Here is a 20,289-nt window from a genome sequence, read left to right as displayed (position 1 = left end):
ACACGGTGATATGACGATGGACATTCTACTGGCTCGTGTCGATAGTCGGCTCTTGCATGGGCAAGTAGCGACTGCTTGGGCTAAAAAGGTTAAACCTAATCGGATTTTAGTCGTTTCAGATAGCGTTGCAGAAGATAATTTACGTAAAACGTTGATTACTCAAGCTGCGCCTCCTGGAATATTAGTAAACGTGATTACGGTTGAAAAAATGATTCGAATTTATCAAGATTCGCAATTTGATTCTTTTAAAGTGTTACTTTTAACGGAAACCCTACAAGATATGTTGAAGCTGGTTGATGGCGGTATCGATGTCTCTGATTTAGGGATTGATGTGGGCAGTTTGGCATACGCCGTAGATATGACGATGCTAACAGATGCGATTGCGGTTGGTAAAGAAGAGATTGCTACAATCCGAACCCTACACGAACGTGGATTAACAGTGTATGCTCAGAAAATTCCTAATGATAGCCGTAAAGATTTGATAAAAATGTTAGATAAAAATAATTTATAATAAAAAATAACCCACAACTTTAATAGTTATGGGTTATTTTTATGGTCCAAATAAATGTTAAAGTTCCTCAAGTACCTGATTTTCTTTAATCTTTGGTTCGGGTTGTTTTTGACGATTTTGAATTTCTCGTTCTATTTTAAACAAAGCTTCTTTTTGAGAAGCAGGAACGTCAATGTTAAAACGACCAGTGGCAGTTTCGATTGTTAAACGGGCCTTGAATCCGGCAATACCTAGAATTAAACCGATAATGATGGCTAAAATTCCGATTGCTAAGCCTTTATTCATGGCACTTAAAGCTCCTAAAACAATTAAAATTAAACCAAGTAGTAGCGGGAAAAACTGATTTTTACCTTTGATGCTGGTAGATTTAATATCACTTAGTGCAATGTCTTTAGAAATTAGACCATAAGGGAAAACCCATAGTAATAGACGAGGGATGCGACTACGAACAGATTGGTTGTCCACTTCGACGCGACCTTTCATCCAAAAAATAAGCCAGCTAATTGAAAAATTAAACATTAATATTCCTCCAGTATTGTTCCATTGTCTTATTAATTAAGCATAATTATTTAACGATTAAAAGGCAAGTTTTCTACATGAGATCCATTAGATTTCTTAATATAATTATAAGAACTTAATTAATCCGATTGTTACAACAATGAAAACGTTTGTTAGATGTGATCTGTCACGCACACTATTTTCACAAATAATATTTTACTGGTAGAATAGAATGATAAACAAAGTGAGGAAGAAGCTTAAAATGAGTTTAAAAATTTTATCTACAGCACATTATGTACCCGAACGGGTGGTTGATAACGATGAGTTATCCAAAATTATGGATACAAATGATGAGTGGATTCAATCCCACACAGGAATTCAAACTCGTCATTATGCCATGGGCGAAGAGAATACATCAAGCTTAGCAGTCGAAGTGGGACAAAAATTATTAAACGAAAGTGGTTTAACGGCTGATCAAATCGATGTTATTATTCTTTCAACGATTACGCCAGACGCTTTAACTCCGGCTACTGCAACCATTGTGCAAGCTAAGTTAGGTGCCAAAAATGCTATTGCTTTTGATATATCGGCTGCTTGTGCTGGATTTGTTTTTGGGCTAAGTACGGCTGAAAAATTTATGCGTTCTGGACGTTACCGAAACGCGATGGTGATTAGTGCGGAAACCAATTCTAAAATGATGGATTTTAAAGATCGGACCTCCGCAGTATTTTTTGGTGACGGAGCGGGTGGTGTAATTATTTCTGCTGATGCGCATAACACAGAAGATTTCTTTATTGACGAAGAATTAGCCACCTTAGCGGAAAAAAATGAGTATATTCATAGCGGCCGAATTCCGGCTTTAACGGCTGTGAAAGCTAATAACTTTCCAACAATCGACGCTTTTTTCCAAAGTGGACGAGATGTTTTTAGTTTTGCTACCGGAGTAGTTCCTCCTCAAATGGTAGAAATTTTAAATCGAAATGATTTACATGATAAGGTTGATTACGTAATCTGTCATCAAGCTAACTTAAGAATTATTGAAAAGATTTCTGAAACGATTAACATTCCAATGGAAAAATTTGTTACGAATGTTGAACAATATGGAAATACTTCATCAGCTGGAATTCCAATGGCATTGGCTCAACTCCAAGAAAAAGATCCTAATCCTAAAACTGTTTTAATGACTGGGTTTGGTGCGGGTCTGGACTATGGAAGTATGTTGATTAGAATTTAATCATTGGAATTAAAACTAAACTGTGGTTCGTAATGTGGACCACAGTTTTTTAGTATCTTCATGTAAAAAGTTTTAATGGGATTAAGACTTGCAACTAGTTAGAAAATGAATAACAATGAAGTAGAGTTGAACGATAAGATTGAATTAATATTGAGCAGGGAGAGAAAAGAATTGGCTAAATTAGTTTTAATTAGGCATGGGGAAAGTACCGCCAATCGTGATAATATTTATACAGGGTGGTCGGATGTTCCGCTTACTCCGCTTGGTATTAAGCAAGCACAACGAGCAGGAAAATTAATTGCTAAATTAGGAATTAATTTTGATATGGTTCACACTTCAATGCTGAAGCGCGCGATTGTGACTGCTAATATCGTTTTAGATGATCTTAATCAAAATTGGTTACCGATTAATAAGACTTGGCGATTAAATGAACGCCATTATGGGGCTTTAAGGGGACAAAATAAGGATGAGACCCGCCAAATTTATGGTAAGGAGCAGGTTGCTTTATGGCGTCGGAGTTTTGATGCAGTACCACCCCTGCTAGAGCATCCCGATGATGATCGACGATATGCGGTTAATGGAATTTTGAATGAACCACTGGGTGAAAGTTTACATATGGCTTATAATCGCTTGCTACCATACTGGATTGATCAAATTGCTCCTAGATTAATGGAAGGACAAAATCAATTGGTAGTCGCACATGGAAGTTCTTTGCGAGCATTAATTAAATATTTGGAGAACATTTCTGACCAGGGTATTGATGGAGTCGAAGTTGAAAATGGAGAACCCATCATTTACGAATTAAAATCGGATTTATCTATCCAAAATAAAATTATCTTGAAAGAAGCCTAATTATTTAGGCTCTTTTTTTATGCATAAAGTATTGATTTCAGTAAAATGGGACAATTTTGTCTCTATGCGACAAAATTGTGCGTACTTCTATAAATGTCATAATTCACTTATATTATCTATATCGTTTGAGAGAGAAAATATGAGGTGAGATAATGATTAATCAAAAATCTAAAGCTAATTTTGCTTTATTTGCTTTGGCAGTAATATTTTTTGCGGTTGGTGTCACAGAATTTATTAGCGTGGGGGTACTACCAGCGATTTCAAAAAGTTTTATGATTACGACTTCAACAGCCGGACTAATAACTACTATTTATGCTTTAGGAGTAGCATTAGGCGCTCCAATTTTAACAATTTTAACTGCTAAATTTCAGCGGAAAGGAACTATTTTAGGGGCTATTATTATTTTTATAATCGGTCACTTAATTATTGGATTTGCTACCAATTTTGGAGAAGTCATTTTCGGTAGGTTAATAGCTGGTGCTTCACATGGGTTATTGTTTGCGCTCAGTTCGACAATAGCCGCCGAATTAGTTGATGAATCCAGACAAGCGAGTGCAATTGCTTATATTTTTACGGGTTTCACAATTGCGACAGCACTGGGTGCTCCATTGGGGACGGCGGTTAGTACTTATTGGGGATGGCGGATACCTTTTTTGGCGATTGCGACTTTAGGAATAGTAGCATGGATTTTAAATCGAGTAGCTTTACCTAAACAAGCTAGAAAGAATGTAGAAATATCCAGCATAGCAGATCAAGTAAAGTTGATTTTGCATCCACATGTTTTATTAACGCTCCTAATTACCATCTTAGGATATGGTGGTACTTTTGCAACCTTCACGTATTTATCATCAATTTTGCAAAAGATAACCCATGTCCCTGCGAATCAAGTTAGTTTATTCTTAGTGATTTATGGTATAGCTATCGCAATTGGAAATACGCTTGGTGGTAAACTAGGAAATGCTAAACCGATTAACGCTTTATTCGGGATCTTCATCGTTCAAGGGTTAGCTTTATTTGCTTTTTATTTTACAGTTACTAATATATATTTAAGTACTTTAAATATCGTGCTCTTAGGTTTAGTTGCTTTTATGAGCGTTCCCGTTCTACAGTCGTATATTTTAATTTTAGCTAAAAGTTATTCATCTAAAGCAGTTGATGTTGCCTCATCCTTGAATATTTCTGCTTTTAGTTTTGGCATTGTAGGTGGGTCTTTCTTAGGAGGAGTTGCACTTGATACTTATGGCTTAAGAAGCACAATGCTACTAGCAGCAGCTATGGTTGCATTAGCAGTTTTAATGATGTTGGTAGAAAATAAATTTGAAAATAAACGTCAGAAATAGTTTTAGAAAATGCTGTCGTTCCAAAAGGACGTGCTAAAATTACCCAGTAGGAGGTTTGGTTAGATGCCTGAAAAAATATATCATGTAGCAGTTGAAGCAACTTTAGATGTAATAGGAGGAAAATGGAAACCCGTCATTCTATGTCATCTAGGAGGTCGTACTCTAAGAACGGGAGAGTTATGTCAGTTAATGCCGGATGTTTCACAAAGAGTATTAACTAGGCAATTGCGCGAACTAGAAGCCGACAATATTGTTCAACGTAAGGTGTACCACCAGGTACCGCCAAAGGTTGAATATTCTTTAACCAAAGAGGGAAAAAGTCTAAGAAATATTTTATTAGCAATGTCAAATTGGGGTAAGGATAAGGTCGAACGTCTGCAAAAACAAGGTAATAGTGTGGAAATTATTGATAACGATCCGCATCCCTTTTCAAATATGGAGTAGTAAAAAAGCGACTAGTTAAGGACCGATTTTCATTTGGTCCACAGCTAGTCGCTTTTTTATTGATAAAATTATTTATTAATCTTGATAAGCCAAAGATCCCATTGGGTCCCAAGGTTTCAAGACGGTAGGTGTTTGAGCCTGCGCTTGACGTTGCGCTTCGGTTAAGAATTGTTTTTGAACAACTACTTGGTAACAGTATTCGTCCATCCAAGCATCGGACATTACCATATAGCCTTTTTCACCGACTTTTTTACCCCAACTATTTTCAACTTTCCATTTAGTTGGTTGACCAGCGACAAGATCGACACCAGTAAGTACCATAGCGTGAGTCATTAAACTCTCTTTGTAGTCTAAACGTTCAGCTTTAGACATTGAAAGATCGATATCAAACAACTCATCTTCAGCAAAAACATCTAGGTCCAAAAGTCCCTTTTCACGAGCCTCAGAGTGTTGACCAACATCGCAACCAAACCACACTGATTGTCCAGCTTTAAGTTGGTTGATGGCCGCCTGCTTGAAGTCGTCCATAGCAAGGTTTAGATGTTTAACTTGGCGTCCATTTACGACATTGCCAAGCATATCAATTGTATATGTTTGGTTGTAAGGTTTGTCAGCAGTTGGCGCATTAATGATGGAAATATATTCGGAAAGGTTCCAACCTACATACTTATCATAAAATGCTTTAGGCGTAATACCTGCTTCACGATGATAATTTTGATCGGCGTCACGATATTCCCAATCGAATTGAACAGGTGGTTCTCCGAAACTGTAAGAAGCCATGCGATAGACTTCACTAAGCATTTGTTGCTTACGTTCATCAATGTCTGTACGACTTGCTCCTGAATTAACTAAATTACGTAATGTAACTGCATCTTTGCGTAACTTTTCATTTAGCAATGTGTCAAATTCACGAGATTTTGAACTATTATAAGTTTCAGGGTAGGCCGATTGAGGAACTACACCGTATTTTTCAATTAATGCGCAGAGCATATCCCATTGGCCACCATCACCTTGAGGTTCATTTAATAAGAAGGCCACTTTACGGTCATCAGTATCAAGCTCGGCCGTATTAATGATATTTTCGTAGAACCAATTTGATTTTTCAAACTTATCCCAGAAAAAAGTATAATTTTGGGATAATTCAAAATTGCCAGGAACTTTGAATTGGTTTTTCATGTCATGACGCATAGTATTCAAAGCGGCAAACATCCAACAACGACCACTTTGTTTCTGATTCGCAACATCACCGGTATCTAAATCAATTGAAAAAACGGGTGTGCTTTGAACATCAGCTGCAAGGTTACGACTGGAATTAAGAATTCCATTTTTAGTAACTGTGCGTTCAATAACTTTAGCTTCTTTACGACCGTTATATTCTTGTTTAAAACGGTCAATTAAATTTTGTGAAATTTCTTTACTCAATATCTTCAACTCCATCCTAATATTGGTGATGATTATACGCTAATTAAAAAAATTAGTAAATGATTAGAATTATGGTCGAGCAGTCAAAACTTCTGGACCATTTTGGCGTCCAACAATGACAGTATTAACCATGTCAAGGAACAATCCTTGTTCTACAATACCAACTTGTTTGATTAGATAATCTGCTAATTGATGCGGGTGTTTAATTTCACCAAGATGAAGATCAATTACGTAGTTTTTAGAATCGGTTAAAACATATTCGCCAGCATCATTTTTCCTAAATTCAGGATGAAGGCCTTCTTTTTCAAGCTTCTTGAAGACTTGTTTGCTACCATATGGAATTACTTCTAGAGGGAGTGGGAAGGCCCCTAAGTGATCAACCATTTTAGATTCATCTACAATCCACATTACTTTTTTTGAGTTTGTGGCAACAATTTTTTCAAACAAGTGAGCGGCACCGCCACCTTTGATACCTTGGAAGTCAGAACTGATTTCATCAGCTCCATCAATGGTTAAATCAATATGATCAACCTCGTCAACAGATTTAACATTAATGCCCAATGAACGGGCTTGTTCAGCTGTACGATCGGAAGTTGGGACCCCAACGATATTTAAATTTTCATTTTTAACGCGTTCACCAAGAGCGTCCACCATAAATTTAACAGTAGAACCGGTACCTAAACCCACAGTCATCCCATCTTCAATAAATTTAACGGCTTCTTCGCCAACTAGTTTTTTTAATTCGTTTTGATCCATTTCTTAATCTTCCTTTCGACTTACTAAGCTTTGTATTTTAGTTGCTGTAATTTGGTCGTGCATGTTCCATTCGGAAAGTTCCGGATGGTTGAGAAAATATTTTCTTGCAAAGGGACAAAGAGGATAAATTTTCTGGTTATTTTCAATTGCAAAATTAATGAAGTCTTTCATCAATTTGCCACCCCAGCCTTGCCCTCGAACTTCAGGATTAACAAAGACTTCTTCACAGATTAAAGTATCAAGATCGGGAATTTTAGAATAGAGTACATGTCCTACTTGCACACCTTCGGAATTAGTCCAAAAAAGACGGTTTGCTTCGATATTTCTTTCCATACATAAGCCTCCTTTTCCTACAATAATCATTGTCGCCAAGAAAGCGCATAAAGTCAATTGCTTCAACAGATTTCCGTTTACAAAGTGGGTCAATAAAAGGATAATAAAATAAATGATTATTAGGAGGGAAACCGTAATGAGTAGAGGATTTGAAATTATTAGTAAGTATCAAAATCAAGGATTACATTTACCCCAACGACAAACAAAAGCAGCCGCTGGATATGACTTTGAAGCGGCAGAAGATTTTGTGTTACCAAGTATTTGGAAATTGAATTTTGTGAAGGTTTTGTGGGCCCTACGTCATCAAGAAAATGTAACAGACGAAGTATTAGATGCGGCTCGAGCAGAATTAAAACCATATTTAGTACCAACGGGTATTAAAGCATATATGGAAGATGATGAGTATTTAATGTTGGCCAATCGTTCTAGTAACCCTCTAAAACGTAGTTTAATTTTACCTAATGGGGTAGGAATTGTGGACGCGGACTACTACAATAATGAAAGCAATGAAGGGGCTATTTTTCTCCAACTTGTAAATTATGGAATTACAGATGTAAAAATCAAAAAGGGCGAACGAATTGGTCAGGGAATTTTTATGAAATATTTAGTAGCTGACAACGAAACGGCCTCAGAACAAAAGCGAACTGGTGGGTTTGGTTCGACTAAGTAGTCATTAAAAATCAATAAAGGTCAAACTAATTTTGATTAAATTATAGAAATAAATGCTATCCTAATTGTACGAATTTAAAGTTGAGGGGGAATTTAAAGCTTGGCTAAAGTAAAAACACAGTTTTTGTGTTCAGAATGTGGGTATGTTTCACCTAAATTCTTAGGACGTTGTCCTAATTGTGGAAGATGGAACACTCTGGTTGAAGAGCGGATTAGTGAACCTAAAAATGAACGTAAGAGTCGCGTTAGTTTTGAGGGTAAAAGTAGTAAACCACAACTAATTTCAGAAGTTAAAATGCACGAAGAACCGCGGGTTAAAACAGGGATGGAAGAACTGAACCGAGTGCTCGGTGGTGGAGTAGTGGATGGCTCACTAGTTCTAATTGGTGGAGATCCAGGAATTGGAAAGTCGACCCTGTTGTTACAACTATCTGGGCAATTAGCTGCTACTGATCGAGATGTTTTATACGTGTCTGGGGAAGAAAGTGCTTCACAGATCAAGATGCGCGCCGAACGTTTACAGGTTAACAGTGAACGTTTTTACTTGTACCCTGAAACTGATATGTCCAATATTCGTGCGGTCATTGAGGAACTACATCCTCAGTATGTAATTATTGATTCTGTTCAAACCATGCAAGAGCCCGACATTGATTCAGCAGTAGGTAGTGTATCGCAAATTCGAGAAATTACAGCCGAATTAATGCAGATTGCTAAAACAAATAACATTACTATTTTTATTGTTGGTCATGTAACTAAAGGCGGAGCCATTGCTGGTCCTAAAATTTTAGAACATATGGTTGATACAGTACTTTATTTTGAAGGCGATTTGCATCATACGTATCGAATTTTACGAGCGGTTAAAAATCGATTTGGTTCTACGAATGAATTGGGAATTTTCGAAATGCGAGAGGAAGGGCTTCGAGAAGTAGCCAATCCTTCGGAAATCTTTTTAGAGGAACGCCTGCAAGATGCTAACGGTTCCGCTATTGTGGTTTCGATGGAAGGTACTCGACCAATTTTGGTCGAAATTCAAGCTTTGATTACGCCTACCATTTTTGGGAATGCTCAGCGGACTGCTAGCGGGTTGGATCGTAACCGAGTCTCATTGATTATGGCAGTTTTAGAAAAAAGGGCTAATTTAACGTTGCAGAACCAAGACGCCTACTTAAAGGCTGCTGGCGGAGTGAAATTGGATGAGCCAGCAATTGATTTGGCAATTGCGATGAGTATTGTATCGAGTTTTAAGAATCAAGGGACGAGACCGACTGATAGCTTTGTTGGCGAAATTGGTTTAACTGGTGAAATCCGACGGGTTAATCGGATTGAACAACGGGTTGCCGAAGCTCAAAAACTAGGTTTTCAACGAATTTTAATTCCTAAGAATAATTTGAAGGGTTGGAATCCACCTAAAGGGATTGAAGTAGTAGGAGTAACAACGATTACGGACGCAATTCGGAAGGCGTTTAATTAGAAAGGAGGTGAATTAAAATGAAAAATATTAAAAAACGAATTGTCCAAGCGGTGTTTGCTTTAGCTGGTGGTACTTTAGGAATGTCGTATCTACCAGTTGTTTGGTCGTTATCAAATTTGGATAAGTTTATTTTATTAAACAATCGCGTAACGGGCTTTGTTATTGGTGCAATTATTTTCTGGGTTCTATCTATCTTTTTGGCTGGTTATGTATTGAGTTTAATGAGACAAGCAGAAAAAATGTTAACTAAATCTTCGCCAATCTATTTAATTACTAGTGGTGTTGGAACGGTCATTGGATTGGTCATTGCTATTTTAATTTCCACTTTATTTTATCGATCAGATGTCTTCTTTATTAATACGATGATTCCATTAATTTTAATGTTGATTTTGGGTTATTTAGGTTTTCGAATTGGAACAACTCGGCTAAACGAGTGGAAAAAATTATTCCAAGTTCGCAAACGTGATTTAAATAATCAAGATCAAGTGTTGGAGCGTCGAGCAGGTGAAAATTACCATCACTACAAGATTTTAGATACTAATATCTTAATTGATGGGCGAGTATACGATTTAGTAAAAACTGGATTGTTAGAGGGAACTTTATTAGTTCCTAACTTTGTCTTATACGAACTACAATACATTGCCGATTCTGCTGATAGCATTAAGCGGGTGCGTGGACGCCGAGGCTTAGACTTCTTAAACAAGCTTCAAAATGAAAAGATTATGCCAATTGAAATGTACGATGGCGATTATGAAGAAATTGAAGAAGTCGATAGCAAACTAATCCAACTTGCTAAGGACAAGGACGCCGTAATTGTGACGAACGATTATAACTTGAATAAAGTTAGTCAATTTCAGAATGTCCAAGTGTTAAATATCAACGAGTTGGCTAATGCGTTGAAACCACGAGTAATTCCAGGTGAAACGATGAAAGTACACGTCGTTAAGAATGGTACAGAACGGCAACAAGGGGTTGCCTATTTGGACGACGGGACGATGGTTGTTGTGGAAGATGGTAAGTTTTATATCAGTGAAACAATTGACGTCGTAGTTACGAGTGCAATTCAAACTGATGCGGGTCGAATGATTTTTGCTAAACCGGTTCACTCCACTAAGGAAATTACCCATAGCAAAGATAAGACAGAATAGACTTTATTTATTATTGATATCAATGTAGAATGAAAACATTGTGACATAATTTTTGGAGAGGTGTTAATTTTGGCAAAGCAAAAGATTCGAGTACGTTATGCTCCAAGTCCAACGGGACATCTGCATATCGGAAATGCACGAACAGCCTTATTTAATTATTTGTTTGCTCGTCATTACAAAGGTAAATTTATTCTTAGAATTGAAGATACTGACCAAAGTCGGAATATCGCTGACGGAGAAAAAAGTCAGATCGATAACCTAAAATGGTTGGGAATGGATTGGGATGAAGGTCCTGATAAACCGGGAGAATACGGTCCATATCGTCAATCTGAACGTAAAGGTATATATCAACCACTAATTGATCAGTTAGTTGCTGAAGGTAAAGCATATGAATCATATATGACTGAAGAAGAACTAGCTGCTCAACGTGAAGAGCAAAAGGCAAATGGTGAAATGCCTCATTATGTTGATGAATATGCTGGATTATCACCTGAACAAAAAGAACAAAAAATTGCTGATGCTAAGGCAGCAGGAATTGAACCTGTAATTCGTTTTAAGGTGCCTACCAACACTACTTACGAATGGGATGATTTGGTTAAGGGTCATATTTCATTTGAATCTGAAACAATTGGTGGCGATTTTGTCATTCAAAAGCGTGATGGAATGCCAACTTACAACTTTGCGGTAGTTGTTGATGATCACATGATGGAAATTAGCCATGTTTTCCGTGGGGATGACCACGTTGCAAATACTCCTAAACAATTGATGATTTATGAAGCTTTAGGATGGGATGCTCCCCAATTTGGTCACATGAGCTTAATTATCAATACTGAAACAGGTAAGAAGTTAAGTAAACGTGATGAATCTATTCTTCAATTCATCGAACAATATCGTAGTTTAGGATATCTACCAGAAGCAATGTTGAACTTTATTATCTTGCTCGGCTGGTCACCAGTGGGAGAAAGTGAAATCTTTACTCTACGTGAATTCGTTAAGATGTATGATGAAAAGCGTTTGAGTAAGTCACCTGCTGCTTTTGATGCTAAGAAATTGGAATGGATTAACAACCAATATGTTAAAGCTGCTGATGAAGATCGTATCATGCACTCAGCACTCCTTCAATTGATTAATGCCGGTAAGATTGAAAAGAACCCAGCACCAATGAAGGTAGAATGGGCACGTAAGTTAATCAACTTATTTAAGCGTCAAATGAGTTATACAGCGCAAATTGTTGAATTTACAGAATTATTCTTTAATGGTCCTGAAAATATCGATGAAGAGGCTAAAGAAGAATTGGCCACGGATGATGCTCTTCCAGTATTAAAAGCATTGGAAAAACAATTCAGTGATTTGCCAGTCTTTGATACAGTTAACATTTTGGCAGCTATTAAGGCGGTTCAAAAGGAAACTGGAATTAAGGGTCGCAAACTTTGGATGCCAATTCGAATTGCTATTACCCATGAAATGCATGGACCAGAACTTCCAGAAAGTTTGGAATTATTAGGTTATGAATTATCAATGCAACATTTACGGGCAATGATTGAAGAATTAAGCTAAATATGAAAGAAGAACTTCAATAAAGTTAGGTGGGAGACATGGACTCCGCTACCAAACGTTGATGCTTGGCTCAGCGACTAAAACTTTTTTGAAGCTCTTCTTTTTTATATTCACTTTGCGTTGCATACTCTTTTCAATTATCATTAGAGGTAGCTAAAAATCCCCGTAGGGAGTGAAAAAATGATTAAAATTTATAATACAATGTCTAGAACTAAAGAAACTTTCAAGCCTTTAGTGGATCATAAGGTATCAATGTACGTTTGTGGACCGACAGTATACAACTATATTCATATTGGCAACGCGCGTAGTATTATCGCTTTTGATACCATCAGGAGATATTTTGAATATCGCGGATTTGAAGTGAAATTTGTTTCAAATTTTACTGATGTTGACGATAAAATGATTAATTCAGCTCGTGAACAAGGTATTACAGTTCCAGAATTAGCGGATCGTTATATTGGAGCTTTTAAAGAAGATGTCCAAGCTGTTAATGTAGAACCAGCGACGCTTAATCCACGGGCTACTGAGAATATCGATGATATTATCGCATTTATTGCAGATTTGATGGACAAGGGCTTTGCCTATGCGGTAGATGGCGATGTGTACTATCGGGCACGTAAGTTTTCAAAGTATGGTGCCCTTTCGCACCAAAATATTGATGAATTAGAACAGGGTGCGAGCCAACACGTAGATGATGAAGAAACAGCTCGTAAAGAAGATCCAATTGATTTTGCGTTGTGGAAGGCAGCTAAGGGTGATGAAATTGCTTGGAAAGCACCATGGGGGACCGGACGCCCTGGATGGCATATTGAATGTTCAGTAATGTCAACCAAATATCTAGGAGATACTTTTGATATTCATGGTGGAGGAGAAGACCTTCAATTTCCGCATCATGAAAATGAAATTGCTCAAAGTGAAGCCAAAACTGGTAAACAGTTTGCTAGATACTGGATGCATAATGGTTTTGTCACAGTCGGTGATGATAATGAAAAGATGAGTAAATCTTTGGGAAACTTTGTTACGGTGCACGATTTAGTTCAAAAAATAAATCCCCAAGTCTTACGTTTCTTAATGTCGACTACTCAATATCGACGTCCAATTCAATATACACAAGCAAGTTTACAAGACGCTAAAAACAATCTAGAAAAGCTGCAAAATGCTTTTATCAATTTGAATTATCGTTTGCAAGGTGCTCAAGGGGCAGCTGACGCAACGGTTGCTGAACAGGCTGCTCAATTAGAAACAGACTTTATTACAGCGATGGATGATGACTTTAATGCGCAAAATGGGATTACCGTTGTTTACGAGTTTGCACGCTTAATCAATGTATATAGTGAAAAAACAGCCGTGAATGCTGAGCAAATTAATCAATTATTAACCAGCTATGCTAAAATGGCAGCTGTTTTTGGGATTGAATTGAAACAGATTGAAAATGATGATGCTGAAATTGATGAATTAGTTAAACAACGCGATCAAGCTCGTGCAGACCGCGATTTTGAGACTAGTGATCGATTACGTAATCAATTAAAAGAAATGGGTGTTATCTTAGAGGATACGCCACAAGGAACACGTTGGAGAAAAAAAGATGAGTGAAGAGTTTAATTACCAAGCAATTAATGGAATTGCATTAGCTTATTTGGGTGATGCGGAATACGAAGTTTTTATTAGAAGACATCTAATTAAACAAGGGCTTACCCGTCCTAATCGGTTACATCACGTTGCAACCAGATATGTATCTGCTAAAGCACAAGCAGCTTTAATTAACGCAATGGAAGCAGAAAATTTTCTTACTGAAAAAGAAATCGAAGCTTTCAAAAAGGGGCGTAATGCTAAAAGTCATACGTCTGCAAAAAATACATCAGTCCTTACTTACCGAATTTCAACGGGATTTGAGGCAATTGTTGGATATCTGTCATTGACAAATCAAACTGAACGTTTAGCTGAATTTGCTCAATGGTGTATTGAAAAAGTCGAGGAAGGAAATTTACGTATTGAATAATTCAAATGAAACGCAACAACCAGATTTTGTCATTGGCCGCCATCCAGCAATGGCTAGTTTGCAAAGTGATCATTCAATTAACAAGGTTTTTATTCAAGAAGGGCTAAAATCGGATGGAATTGGACAAATTATTGCTAAAGCAAAAAAACAAGGTCTGGTAATTCAACGAGTTACTAAGTCGAAATTGGATACATTATCGAACGGACAAAATCACCAAGGGGTGGTATTAGCGGTTGCATCCTTTGAATATGCTGAATTAGATGATATCTTCAAGTTAGCTAAAGCACGCGAAGAGGAACCCTTCATTTTAATTTTAGATGGAATTGAAGACCCGCATAACTTAGGTTCAATTTTAAGAACGGCAGATGCAGCAGGCGTTCACGGAGTAATTATTCCAAAACGACGGGCAGTTGGTTTAACCAGTACCGTAGCCAAAACTTCTGCGGGAGCAATTGAACGAGTTCCTGTCGTCCAAGTTAGCAACTTAGTTAACGCGATTAAAGAACTTAAAGAACGTGGACTTTGGATTTTTGGTACTGATATGAAGGGAACGGATTATCGCCGCTGGGATGCAAAAGGGGCGGTAGGTTTGATTATCGGTAACGAAGGAAAAGGTATGGCCCGCCTAACTAAGGATAATGTGGACGAAATGTTAACGATTCCGATGGTTGGTGAAATTCAAAGTTTAAATGCAAGTGTAGCAGCCGGACTTTTAATTTACCAAGGCTATAATTCAAGACATCAACTTTAAAAATTAGAAACGAATGATTGGAATGCCAATTATTCGTTTTTTATTTACGAAAAATGCGGTTAGAAAATTTTAACAACCTTGCTAAGATCGTTTCCATTGAAACAGGGAGGAAGCGTAATGGCGAAACAAGGTAGTTTGGAAGAATTGGATGAGCTTGAAATAGTTCAACAAATAAAAAACAATGATTCAAGTAATTTTGAAATTCTATTTAAGCGATATATTCCAATTATTAAAAAATTAAGAACAAGATATTCGATTCGTAATCTAGAATGGGATGATTGGTTGCAAGAAGGACGCATCGTTTTCTTCAACTCGGTAGTTAATTTTGATGAAAATTTAAAAATTACTTTGGGGGCTTTTTTTTCGAACTAATTTTACTAATCGAATTTATAGTATCTTAAGATTTGAGATGGCCTATAAAAGAAAAGCGGGTCTGACGGCGCAATCGATAGAAAGTGTTGATGGTGATTTAGAAACAGCAACTAAGAAAATTTCTAAGATTACACCGCATAGTAATTTAGTCATTAAGGAGAGTTATGCGGAATATGAATCATTGTTATCAAAATTTGAAAAAGAAGTTTCAGTGCTGTTGTTTAAAGGAAATTGCCCAGAAGAAATTGCGGAAAAACTTGGTTATGAGGTGATTAAGATCCAAAATGCGATAGTACGGTGTAAACAAAAATTAAGTGAACAAATGTATGGTCGCCCTTAATTGACAATCAGGGTTGCACATGCTAAAGTTTAATTTCGATAAGGAGGGATTTTTTATGTCCCAAAAGAAAGTAGCTTTAGCATGTACTGTTTGTGGTTCAAGAAACTACACAGTAGCAGCTAACCCGCAAAGAACAGACCGTTTAGAGGTTAATAAGTACTGTAAACGTTGTAACAAACACACTTTACACAGTGAAACAAGATAGGAGGCGTATTAAATGTTTCGATTTTTTAAGAGCATTGGTCAAGAGATGCGAGAAGTTGACTGGCCTAATTTTAAACAGTTAAGAAAAGACTCTTCCACTGTTATTTCAACATCGGTATTTTTTATAGCCTTCTTAGCTTTAGCCGATTGGCTAATTCAATTGTTCCTTAAGCTATTTGTATAATGGCATAAGGTCGATTATTTTGTTATAATTTAATTTGTTGATAGAAACTTCGTGCTTACGGAGTTTTTTTATTTTGGAAAAGGAGCGCTTAACTTGGAAACTGAAGAAAAAAACTGGTATGTGTTACATACATATTCTGGATATGAAAATAAAGTTAAAAATAACTTGGATTCACGTGCTAAATCAATGGGGATGGCGGAATATATTTTCCGAGTAGTTGTTCCCGAAGAAGAAGAAGTTGAAACTAAAAATGGGGAAGACAAGATTGTTAAGAAGAATGAATTCCCTGGCTATGTTTTGGTTGAAATGATTATGACTGATGATTCTTGGTACGTGGTTCGTAATACACCAGGAGTTACTGGATTTATTGGTTCCCATGGTTCTGGTAGTAAACCAACTCCACTTTTACCAGATGAAGTTGAACGTATTCTTCGTCGCTTAGGAATGACTGCTCGTCATGCTGATATCGAAGTTGAAGTAGGCGAATTAGTTAAGATCGTCGATGGCGCTTTTGAAGGTTTGACTGGTAAGATTACTGAAGTCGATAATAATAACATGAAGGTTAAAGTTAACATCGATATGTTCGGTCGAGAAACTAGTACAGAACTAGATATCGAACAAATTGATAAAATTGACTAGATTTTAATTTGAACAAACATTTCGGGTGTGGTATTATATCGTAGTATGCCTTGCATACTCAATGTGGGAGAAGAAATATAAATCTTCATCGTGACCACACACGGACTTATTTTAAGGAGGTATGTCTCGTGGCAAAGAAAGTAGCAAACATTGTTAAATTGCAAATTCCTGCAGGAAAAGCAACTCCAGCTCCACCGGTTGGACCAGCACTTGGACAAGCAGGTATCAATATTATGGGATTTACAAAGGACTTTAACGCACGTACAGCTGACCAAGCTGGCTTGTTAATTCCTGTTGTAATCACAGTTTACGAAGACCGTTCATTCGACTTCGTTACAAAGACACCACCTGCTTCAGTTCTTTTGAAGAAAGCTGCTGGTGTAGAACACGGTTCTGGTGAACCTAACACGAACAAAGTAGCAACAGTTACTTCTGCTCAAGTTAAGGAAATCGCTGAAACAAAAATGCAAGATCTAAACGCTGCAGACGTTGAAGCTGCTATGCGCATGATCGAAGGTACAGCACGTAGTATGGGATTCGTAGTCGAAGGCTAATACACGCACTGTCGGATACTCCACTAAAGTGGATGTATCAAAGTGGGAGGAAAATCCGCTATAACCACATTTGCTAGGAGGAAAACACACAGATGGCTAAAAAAGGTAAAAAGTTTCAAGACGCTGCAAAACAAGTAGAAGCTCTTAAGGCTTATGCTCCAAAAGAAGCGCTTGAATTAGTTAAGAAAATTGATTTTGCAAAGTTCGACGCTACTGTTGAAACAGTATACAAGTTGAACGTTGACACAAAGCAAGCTGACCAACAACTTCGTGGTGCCGTTGTTTTACCAAACGGTACTGGTAAAGAGCAAACAGTTATTGTATTTGCTAAAGGTGCTAAGGCTGAAGCAGCTAAAGCAGCTGGTGCAGATGTTGTTGGTGACGACGACTTAGTACAACGCATCCAAGACGGATGGTTAGACTTTGACGTTGCAATCGCAACACCAGACATGATGGGACAAGTAGGTCGTTTAGGTCGCGTATTGGGACCTAAGAACTTAATGCCTAACCCTAAGACTGGTACAGTTACTATGGATGTTGAAAAGGCTGTTGCTGATTCTAAGTCTGGTAAGGTTACATACCGTACAGACCGTGACGGTAATGTTCATGTGCCAATTGGTAAAGTATCATTTGATGTTGACCAATTACTTGGTAACTTACAAACAATCAACGATACAATCGTTCGTTTACGTCCTGCATCTGTTAAGGGTGCTTACGTACAAAACGTATCAGTTGCATCAACATTTGGACCAGGAGTTAAGGTTGACTTTTCTCAATTCTAAAATCTCTTGATTTGTTCCAAACGCTGTGATATATTACTAAGAGTGAATTATAACTGAATAATTTACCTAAGACTCAGGTGGCCATGTTTGGCCTTAATATATTGCCTGCCGAGGAACGTATGAAACTATTCGTGTCTCAGAGTCTTTCTGGGGTACGAATTTTTTTATGGTTCAACAATCATTCAGGAGGTGAAATACATTGAGTAAAGAAGCTATCGCACAAAAAGCTGCAATCGTTGATGAAGTTGCTGAACAATTAAAGGAATCCGTTTCTGCTATTGTTGTTGATTCACGTGGTTTAACTGTTGCTGAAGTAACAGACTTACGTAAACAACTTCGTGACGCTGGTATCAAGCTACGCGTTATCAAAAACAAAGTGTTGACACGTGCTGCTGAAAAAGCTGGTTTTGAAGGTATGGACGACGTGTTCGTTGGTCCTTCAGCTGTTGCTTTCTCAGAAGAAGACGCTGTTGCACCTGCTAAGATTTTGAAGACTTTTGCTGACAGTAATGACAACCTTTCAATTAAGGGTGGTATTATTGAAGGTGAAGTTGCTGATATCGATACAATTAATACATTCGCTACATTGCCTAGTCGTGAAGACTTGCTTGCAATGCTTGCTAATGAATTTATGTCACCTGTACGTGACGTTGCATATGCACTTAAAGCTGTTGCTGACAAGAAGTCTGAAGAAGACGCTGCATAAGCAAATAACATTTAATTATAATTAATTTGGAGGAAACAAAAATGGCATTAGATAAAGACCAATTTATTGAAGACTTAAAAGGTGCTTCAATTACTGATTTAAACGATCTTGTTAAAGCAATCGAAGACGAATTCGGCGTTTCAGCTGCTGCTCCAGTTGCTGCAGCAGGTGCTGCTGGTGGCGCTGCTGAAGCTAAGACTTCATTCAACGTTGAACTTACTTCAGGTGGTTCAGCTAAGATCAAAGTTATCAAAGCAGTTCGCGAAATCACAGGTGCTGGCTTGAAAGACGCTAAGGACATGGTAGACAACGCTCCTTCTGTAATTAAAGAAGACGTTTCTGAAGACGAAGCAAACGAACTTAAAGCTAAGCTTGAAGAAGCTGGCGCAACTGTAGAAGTTAAGTAATTTAATTTCTTAAGTTATTAAAAGAGCTATTTCCATTTGGATGGAAATAGCTCTTTTTTTGTTTTAAAAAATATTCAAATAAAGACTTTTTGATAAATAGGATGACAGAGCGTTACAAAAAATCCAACTTCTAAAATGGAAGTTGGATTTTTTTATTTGGATTTAAATGTTGTAATCTTCATCACTCATAGTTTCCACGTTACCCAAACGATAACCGTTACCAACTTGTGAGAAGAAGTCATGGTTAGAAGTTCCAGTTGAAATCCCATTCATTACGATGGGATTAACATCAGCTTCAGTATCAGGGAACAATGGGTCTTGCCCTAAATTCATGAGGGCTTTGTTAGCATTATAACGCGTGAAGGTAAGAACTTCATCAGTCCAACCAACTTGGTCATACAAAGTATGAACATATTTTTCTTCGTTATCATATAAATCGTATAAGAAGTTATACATCCAATCCTTTATTTCTTGCTGTTCATTTTCACCAAGCTCTTTAAGGCCTAATTGGAATTTGTAACCAATATAAGTTCCATGAACTGATTCATCACGAAGAATTAGTTTAATAATCTCAGCCACATTGTTTAGTTGATTATGACCTAAGTAATAAAGGGGAGTGAAGAAGCCAGAGTAGAATAAGAAAGTTTCTAAAAATACACTCGAAATCTTTTTCTTCAAAGGATGTTCATCATCATGATATAACTCATAGATTCGTTTAGTTTTATTTTGAAGGAATTCTTCTGAATCACTCCAAGCAAAAATTTCATCAATTTCAGAGGGAGTATTTAAAGTCTCAAAGATTGATGAATAACTCTTAGCATGGACCGATTCCATAAATTGAATGTTATTTAACACTGCTGTCTCGTGAGGAGTACGAATATCCTTTCTGAGAGCTGCCATTCCATCTTGTGATTGAAGAGTATCTAACAGAGTTAGACCGCCAAATACGTGACCTACGACCCATTTGTGGTCTTCGTCTAATTCACGCCAGTCACTAAGATCATTTGAAATTGGAATACGGGTATCAAGCCAAAATTGTTCAGTCAACTTTTCCCAAGTAGCTTTATCAATTTGGTCTGAAATGGCATTCCAGTTGATTGCTTCATAGTTTTCCAT

The 20,289-nt window shown here is 37.3% G+C and carries 26 protein-coding genes and 1 other annotated feature; of the genes, 21 read left to right on the top strand and 5 right to left on the bottom strand.

Going from position 1 to position 20,289, the window contains the following annotated elements:
* The first annotated feature begins 10 nt into the window (after nt 1-10).
* Nucleotides 11-511 (top strand): PTS sugar transporter subunit IIB, encoded by a 501-nt coding sequence (locus HFC68_RS06365; protein ID WP_002833237.1) that lies wholly within the window; start codon nt 11-13, stop codon nt 509-511.
* Nucleotides 512-568: 57 nt separating this feature from the next.
* Here HFC68_RS06365 and HFC68_RS06360 read toward each other — a convergent pair whose 3' ends face one another.
* Nucleotides 569-1,030, bottom strand: a complete 462-nt coding sequence (locus HFC68_RS06360) for a hypothetical protein (protein WP_011673705.1) — start codon at nt 1,028-1,030, stop codon at nt 569-571.
* Nucleotides 1,031-1,271: 241 nt separating this feature from the next.
* On the opposite strand from HFC68_RS06360, the gene HFC68_RS06355 reads away from it, so the two are divergent.
* The 4 genes from HFC68_RS06355 to HFC68_RS06340 all read left to right on the top strand — a co-directional run bounded on the left by HFC68_RS06355 (nt 1,272) and on the right by HFC68_RS06340 (nt 4,879).
* Nucleotides 1,272-2,243, top strand: coding sequence for a beta-ketoacyl-ACP synthase III (locus tag HFC68_RS06355; protein WP_002833240.1), 972 nt, complete (start codon nt 1,272-1,274; stop codon nt 2,241-2,243).
* A 171-nt stretch (nt 2,244-2,414) separates the two neighbouring features.
* A complete protein-coding gene (locus tag HFC68_RS06350) occupies nt 2,415-3,095 on the top strand; it encodes a 2,3-diphosphoglycerate-dependent phosphoglycerate mutase (protein ID WP_002833241.1) in 681 nt (226 codons plus the stop codon).
* A 152-nt stretch (nt 3,096-3,247) separates the two neighbouring features.
* Nucleotides 3,248-4,435 carry an MFS transporter gene (locus tag HFC68_RS06345; RefSeq protein ID WP_011673704.1) on the top strand — a complete coding sequence of 396 codons (1,188 nt, stop codon included), beginning with the start codon at nt 3,248-3,250 and terminating at the stop codon, nt 4,433-4,435.
* A gap of 63 nt (nt 4,436-4,498) precedes the next feature.
* Complete coding sequence (locus HFC68_RS06340; RefSeq protein WP_167399725.1) at nt 4,499-4,879, top strand: helix-turn-helix domain-containing protein; 381 nt, start codon at nt 4,499-4,501, stop codon at nt 4,877-4,879.
* A gap of 75 nt (nt 4,880-4,954) precedes the next feature.
* Here the strand turns inward: HFC68_RS06340 and HFC68_RS06335 are convergent, their stop codons facing one another.
* The 3 genes from HFC68_RS06335 to HFC68_RS06325 form a co-directional block, all read right to left on the bottom strand.
* Nucleotides 4,955-6,301 (bottom strand): aminopeptidase C, encoded by a 1,347-nt coding sequence (locus HFC68_RS06335; protein WP_011673702.1) that lies wholly within the window; start codon nt 6,299-6,301, stop codon nt 4,955-4,957.
* A 69-nt stretch (nt 6,302-6,370) separates the two neighbouring features.
* Nucleotides 6,371-7,057, bottom strand: coding sequence for a ribose-5-phosphate isomerase RpiA (gene rpiA, locus HFC68_RS06330; RefSeq protein ID WP_002833245.1), 687 nt, complete (start codon nt 7,055-7,057; stop codon nt 6,371-6,373).
* 3 nt (nt 7,058-7,060) lie between these two features.
* Entirely contained in the window at nt 7,061-7,390 is a 330-nt protein-coding gene (locus HFC68_RS06325; RefSeq protein ID WP_002833246.1) for a GNAT family N-acetyltransferase, read from the bottom strand.
* 136 nt (nt 7,391-7,526) lie between these two features.
* Here HFC68_RS06325 and HFC68_RS06320 point away from each other — a divergent pair, with 136 nt between their 5' ends.
* The 16 genes from HFC68_RS06320 to rplL all read left to right on the top strand — a co-directional run bounded on the left by HFC68_RS06320 (nt 7,527) and on the right by rplL (nt 19,173).
* Nucleotides 7,527-8,060: a dUTP diphosphatase gene (locus tag HFC68_RS06320; protein WP_002833247.1), complete on the top strand. Its 534-nt coding sequence runs from the start codon at nt 7,527-7,529 to the stop codon at nt 8,058-8,060.
* 99 nt (nt 8,061-8,159) lie between these two features.
* A complete protein-coding gene (gene radA, locus HFC68_RS06315; protein WP_002833248.1) occupies nt 8,160-9,530 on the top strand; it encodes a DNA repair protein RadA in 1,371 nt (456 codons plus the stop codon).
* A 17-nt stretch (nt 9,531-9,547) separates the two neighbouring features.
* Nucleotides 9,548-10,678 carry a PIN/TRAM domain-containing protein gene (locus HFC68_RS06310; RefSeq protein ID WP_011673701.1) on the top strand — a complete coding sequence of 377 codons (1,131 nt, stop codon included), beginning with the start codon at nt 9,548-9,550 and terminating at the stop codon, nt 10,676-10,678.
* Between the two features lie 69 nt (nt 10,679-10,747).
* On the top strand, nt 10,748-12,235 hold the full coding sequence (gene gltX / locus HFC68_RS06305) for a glutamate--tRNA ligase (protein ID WP_002833250.1): 1,488 nt from the start codon (nt 10,748-10,750) through the stop codon (nt 12,233-12,235).
* Between the two features lie 180 nt (nt 12,236-12,415).
* Nucleotides 12,416-13,828, top strand: coding sequence for a cysteine--tRNA ligase (cysS, locus tag HFC68_RS06300; protein ID WP_011673700.1), 1,413 nt, complete (start codon nt 12,416-12,418; stop codon nt 13,826-13,828).
* Nucleotides 13,821-14,234 (top strand): Mini-ribonuclease 3, encoded by a 414-nt coding sequence (locus tag HFC68_RS06295; RefSeq protein ID WP_002833252.1) that lies wholly within the window; start codon nt 13,821-13,823, stop codon nt 14,232-14,234. Before cysS ends, HFC68_RS06295 begins: the two co-directional genes overlap by 8 nt.
* On the top strand, nt 14,227-14,985 hold the full coding sequence (rlmB, locus tag HFC68_RS06290) for a 23S rRNA (guanosine(2251)-2'-O)-methyltransferase RlmB (RefSeq protein ID WP_002833253.1): 759 nt from the start codon (nt 14,227-14,229) through the stop codon (nt 14,983-14,985). Before HFC68_RS06295 ends, rlmB begins: the two co-directional genes overlap by 8 nt.
* Nucleotides 14,986-15,102: 117 nt before the next feature.
* On the top strand, nt 15,103-15,357 hold the full coding sequence (locus HFC68_RS09355; protein WP_256677780.1) for a hypothetical protein: 255 nt from the start codon (nt 15,103-15,105) through the stop codon (nt 15,355-15,357).
* A gap of 37 nt (nt 15,358-15,394) precedes the next feature.
* Entirely contained in the window at nt 15,395-15,697 is a 303-nt protein-coding gene (locus tag HFC68_RS09350; RefSeq protein WP_256677779.1) for a hypothetical protein, read from the top strand.
* A gap of 55 nt (nt 15,698-15,752) precedes the next feature.
* Complete coding sequence (gene rpmG, locus HFC68_RS06280) at nt 15,753-15,902, top strand: 50S ribosomal protein L33 (protein ID WP_011673699.1); 150 nt, start codon at nt 15,753-15,755, stop codon at nt 15,900-15,902.
* Nucleotides 15,903-15,914: 12 nt separating this feature from the next.
* Nucleotides 15,915-16,085 carry a preprotein translocase subunit SecE gene (gene secE / locus HFC68_RS06275; RefSeq protein WP_002833255.1) on the top strand — a complete coding sequence of 57 codons (171 nt, stop codon included), beginning with the start codon at nt 15,915-15,917 and terminating at the stop codon, nt 16,083-16,085.
* A 93-nt stretch (nt 16,086-16,178) separates the two neighbouring features.
* Complete coding sequence (gene nusG / locus HFC68_RS06270) at nt 16,179-16,724, top strand: transcription termination/antitermination protein NusG (RefSeq protein WP_002833256.1); 546 nt, start codon at nt 16,179-16,181, stop codon at nt 16,722-16,724.
* A 128-nt stretch (nt 16,725-16,852) separates the two neighbouring features.
* Nucleotides 16,853-17,278 carry a 50S ribosomal protein L11 gene (gene rplK / locus HFC68_RS06265; protein WP_002833257.1) on the top strand — a complete coding sequence of 142 codons (426 nt, stop codon included), beginning with the start codon at nt 16,853-16,855 and terminating at the stop codon, nt 17,276-17,278.
* 92 nt (nt 17,279-17,370) lie between these two features.
* A complete protein-coding gene (gene rplA / locus HFC68_RS06260; RefSeq protein ID WP_002833258.1) occupies nt 17,371-18,060 on the top strand; it encodes a 50S ribosomal protein L1 in 690 nt (229 codons plus the stop codon).
* Nucleotides 18,061-18,107: 47 nt separating this feature from the next.
* Nucleotides 18,108-18,234: a sequence feature (ribosomal protein L10 leader region), on the top strand.
* A 25-nt stretch (nt 18,235-18,259) separates the two neighbouring features.
* Nucleotides 18,260-18,766 (top strand): 50S ribosomal protein L10, encoded by a 507-nt coding sequence (rplJ, locus tag HFC68_RS06255; protein WP_002833259.1) that lies wholly within the window; start codon nt 18,260-18,262, stop codon nt 18,764-18,766.
* A 41-nt stretch (nt 18,767-18,807) separates the two neighbouring features.
* A complete protein-coding gene (rplL, locus tag HFC68_RS06250; RefSeq protein WP_002833260.1) occupies nt 18,808-19,173 on the top strand; it encodes a 50S ribosomal protein L7/L12 in 366 nt (121 codons plus the stop codon).
* 162 nt (nt 19,174-19,335) lie between these two features.
* On the opposite strand, the gene nrdF is transcribed toward rplL, so the two are convergent.
* Nucleotides 19,336-20,289 (bottom strand): class 1b ribonucleoside-diphosphate reductase subunit beta, encoded by a 954-nt coding sequence (nrdF, locus tag HFC68_RS06245; protein ID WP_002833261.1) that lies wholly within the window; start codon nt 20,287-20,289, stop codon nt 19,336-19,338.

It is taken from the genome of Pediococcus sp. EKM201D (assembly GCF_011800215.1).
In the GTDB taxonomy this organism is placed as follows: Bacteria; Bacillota; Bacilli; order Lactobacillales; family Lactobacillaceae; genus Pediococcus; species Pediococcus pentosaceus.
Note: the sequence above shows the minus strand (reverse complement) of the source record. Positions and strands in the feature narration are given on the sequence as shown.

Bases quoted from the DNA above. Each gene is read 5' to 3' on its own strand.
- HFC68_RS09355 (WP_256677780.1), top strand. From the start codon at position 15,103: ATGGCGAAACAAGGTAGTTTGGAAGAATTGGATGAGCTTGAAATAGTT.
- rpmG (WP_011673699.1), top strand. From the start codon at position 15,753: ATGTCCCAAAAGAAAGTAGCTTTAGCATGTACTGTTTGTGGTTCAAGA.
- HFC68_RS06295 (WP_002833252.1), top strand. From the start codon at position 13,821: ATGAGTGAAGAGTTTAATTACCAAGCAATTAATGGAATTGCATTAGCT.
- HFC68_RS06320 (WP_002833247.1), top strand. From the start codon at position 7,527: ATGAGTAGAGGATTTGAAATTATTAGTAAGTATCAAAATCAAGGATTA.
- rplL (WP_002833260.1), top strand. From the start codon at position 18,808: ATGGCATTAGATAAAGACCAATTTATTGAAGACTTAAAAGGTGCTTCA.
- HFC68_RS06360 (WP_011673705.1), bottom strand. From the start codon at position 1,030: ATGTTTAATTTTTCAATTAGCTGGCTTATTTTTTGGATGAAAGGTCGC.
- rplA (WP_002833258.1), top strand. From the start codon at position 17,371: ATGGCTAAAAAAGGTAAAAAGTTTCAAGACGCTGCAAAACAAGTAGAA.
- rpiA (WP_002833245.1), bottom strand. From the start codon at position 7,057: ATGGATCAAAACGAATTAAAAAAACTAGTTGGCGAAGAAGCCGTTAAA.
- HFC68_RS06345 (WP_011673704.1), top strand. From the start codon at position 3,248: ATGATTAATCAAAAATCTAAAGCTAATTTTGCTTTATTTGCTTTGGCA.
- HFC68_RS06310 (WP_011673701.1), top strand. From the start codon at position 9,548: ATGAAAAATATTAAAAAACGAATTGTCCAAGCGGTGTTTGCTTTAGCT.
- HFC68_RS09350 (WP_256677779.1), top strand. From the start codon at position 15,395: ATGGCCTATAAAAGAAAAGCGGGTCTGACGGCGCAATCGATAGAAAGT.
- HFC68_RS06325 (WP_002833246.1), bottom strand. From the start codon at position 7,390: ATGGAAAGAAATATCGAAGCAAACCGTCTTTTTTGGACTAATTCCGAA.
- HFC68_RS06355 (WP_002833240.1), top strand. From the start codon at position 1,272: ATGAGTTTAAAAATTTTATCTACAGCACATTATGTACCCGAACGGGTG.
- cysS (WP_011673700.1), top strand. From the start codon at position 12,416: ATGATTAAAATTTATAATACAATGTCTAGAACTAAAGAAACTTTCAAG.
- secE (WP_002833255.1), top strand. From the start codon at position 15,915: ATGTTTCGATTTTTTAAGAGCATTGGTCAAGAGATGCGAGAAGTTGAC.
- nrdF (WP_002833261.1), bottom strand. From the start codon at position 20,289: ATGGAAAACTATGAAGCAATCAACTGGAATGCCATTTCAGACCAAATT.
- HFC68_RS06365 (WP_002833237.1), top strand. From the start codon at position 11: ATGACGATGGACATTCTACTGGCTCGTGTCGATAGTCGGCTCTTGCAT.
- HFC68_RS06340 (WP_167399725.1), top strand. From the start codon at position 4,499: ATGCCTGAAAAAATATATCATGTAGCAGTTGAAGCAACTTTAGATGTA.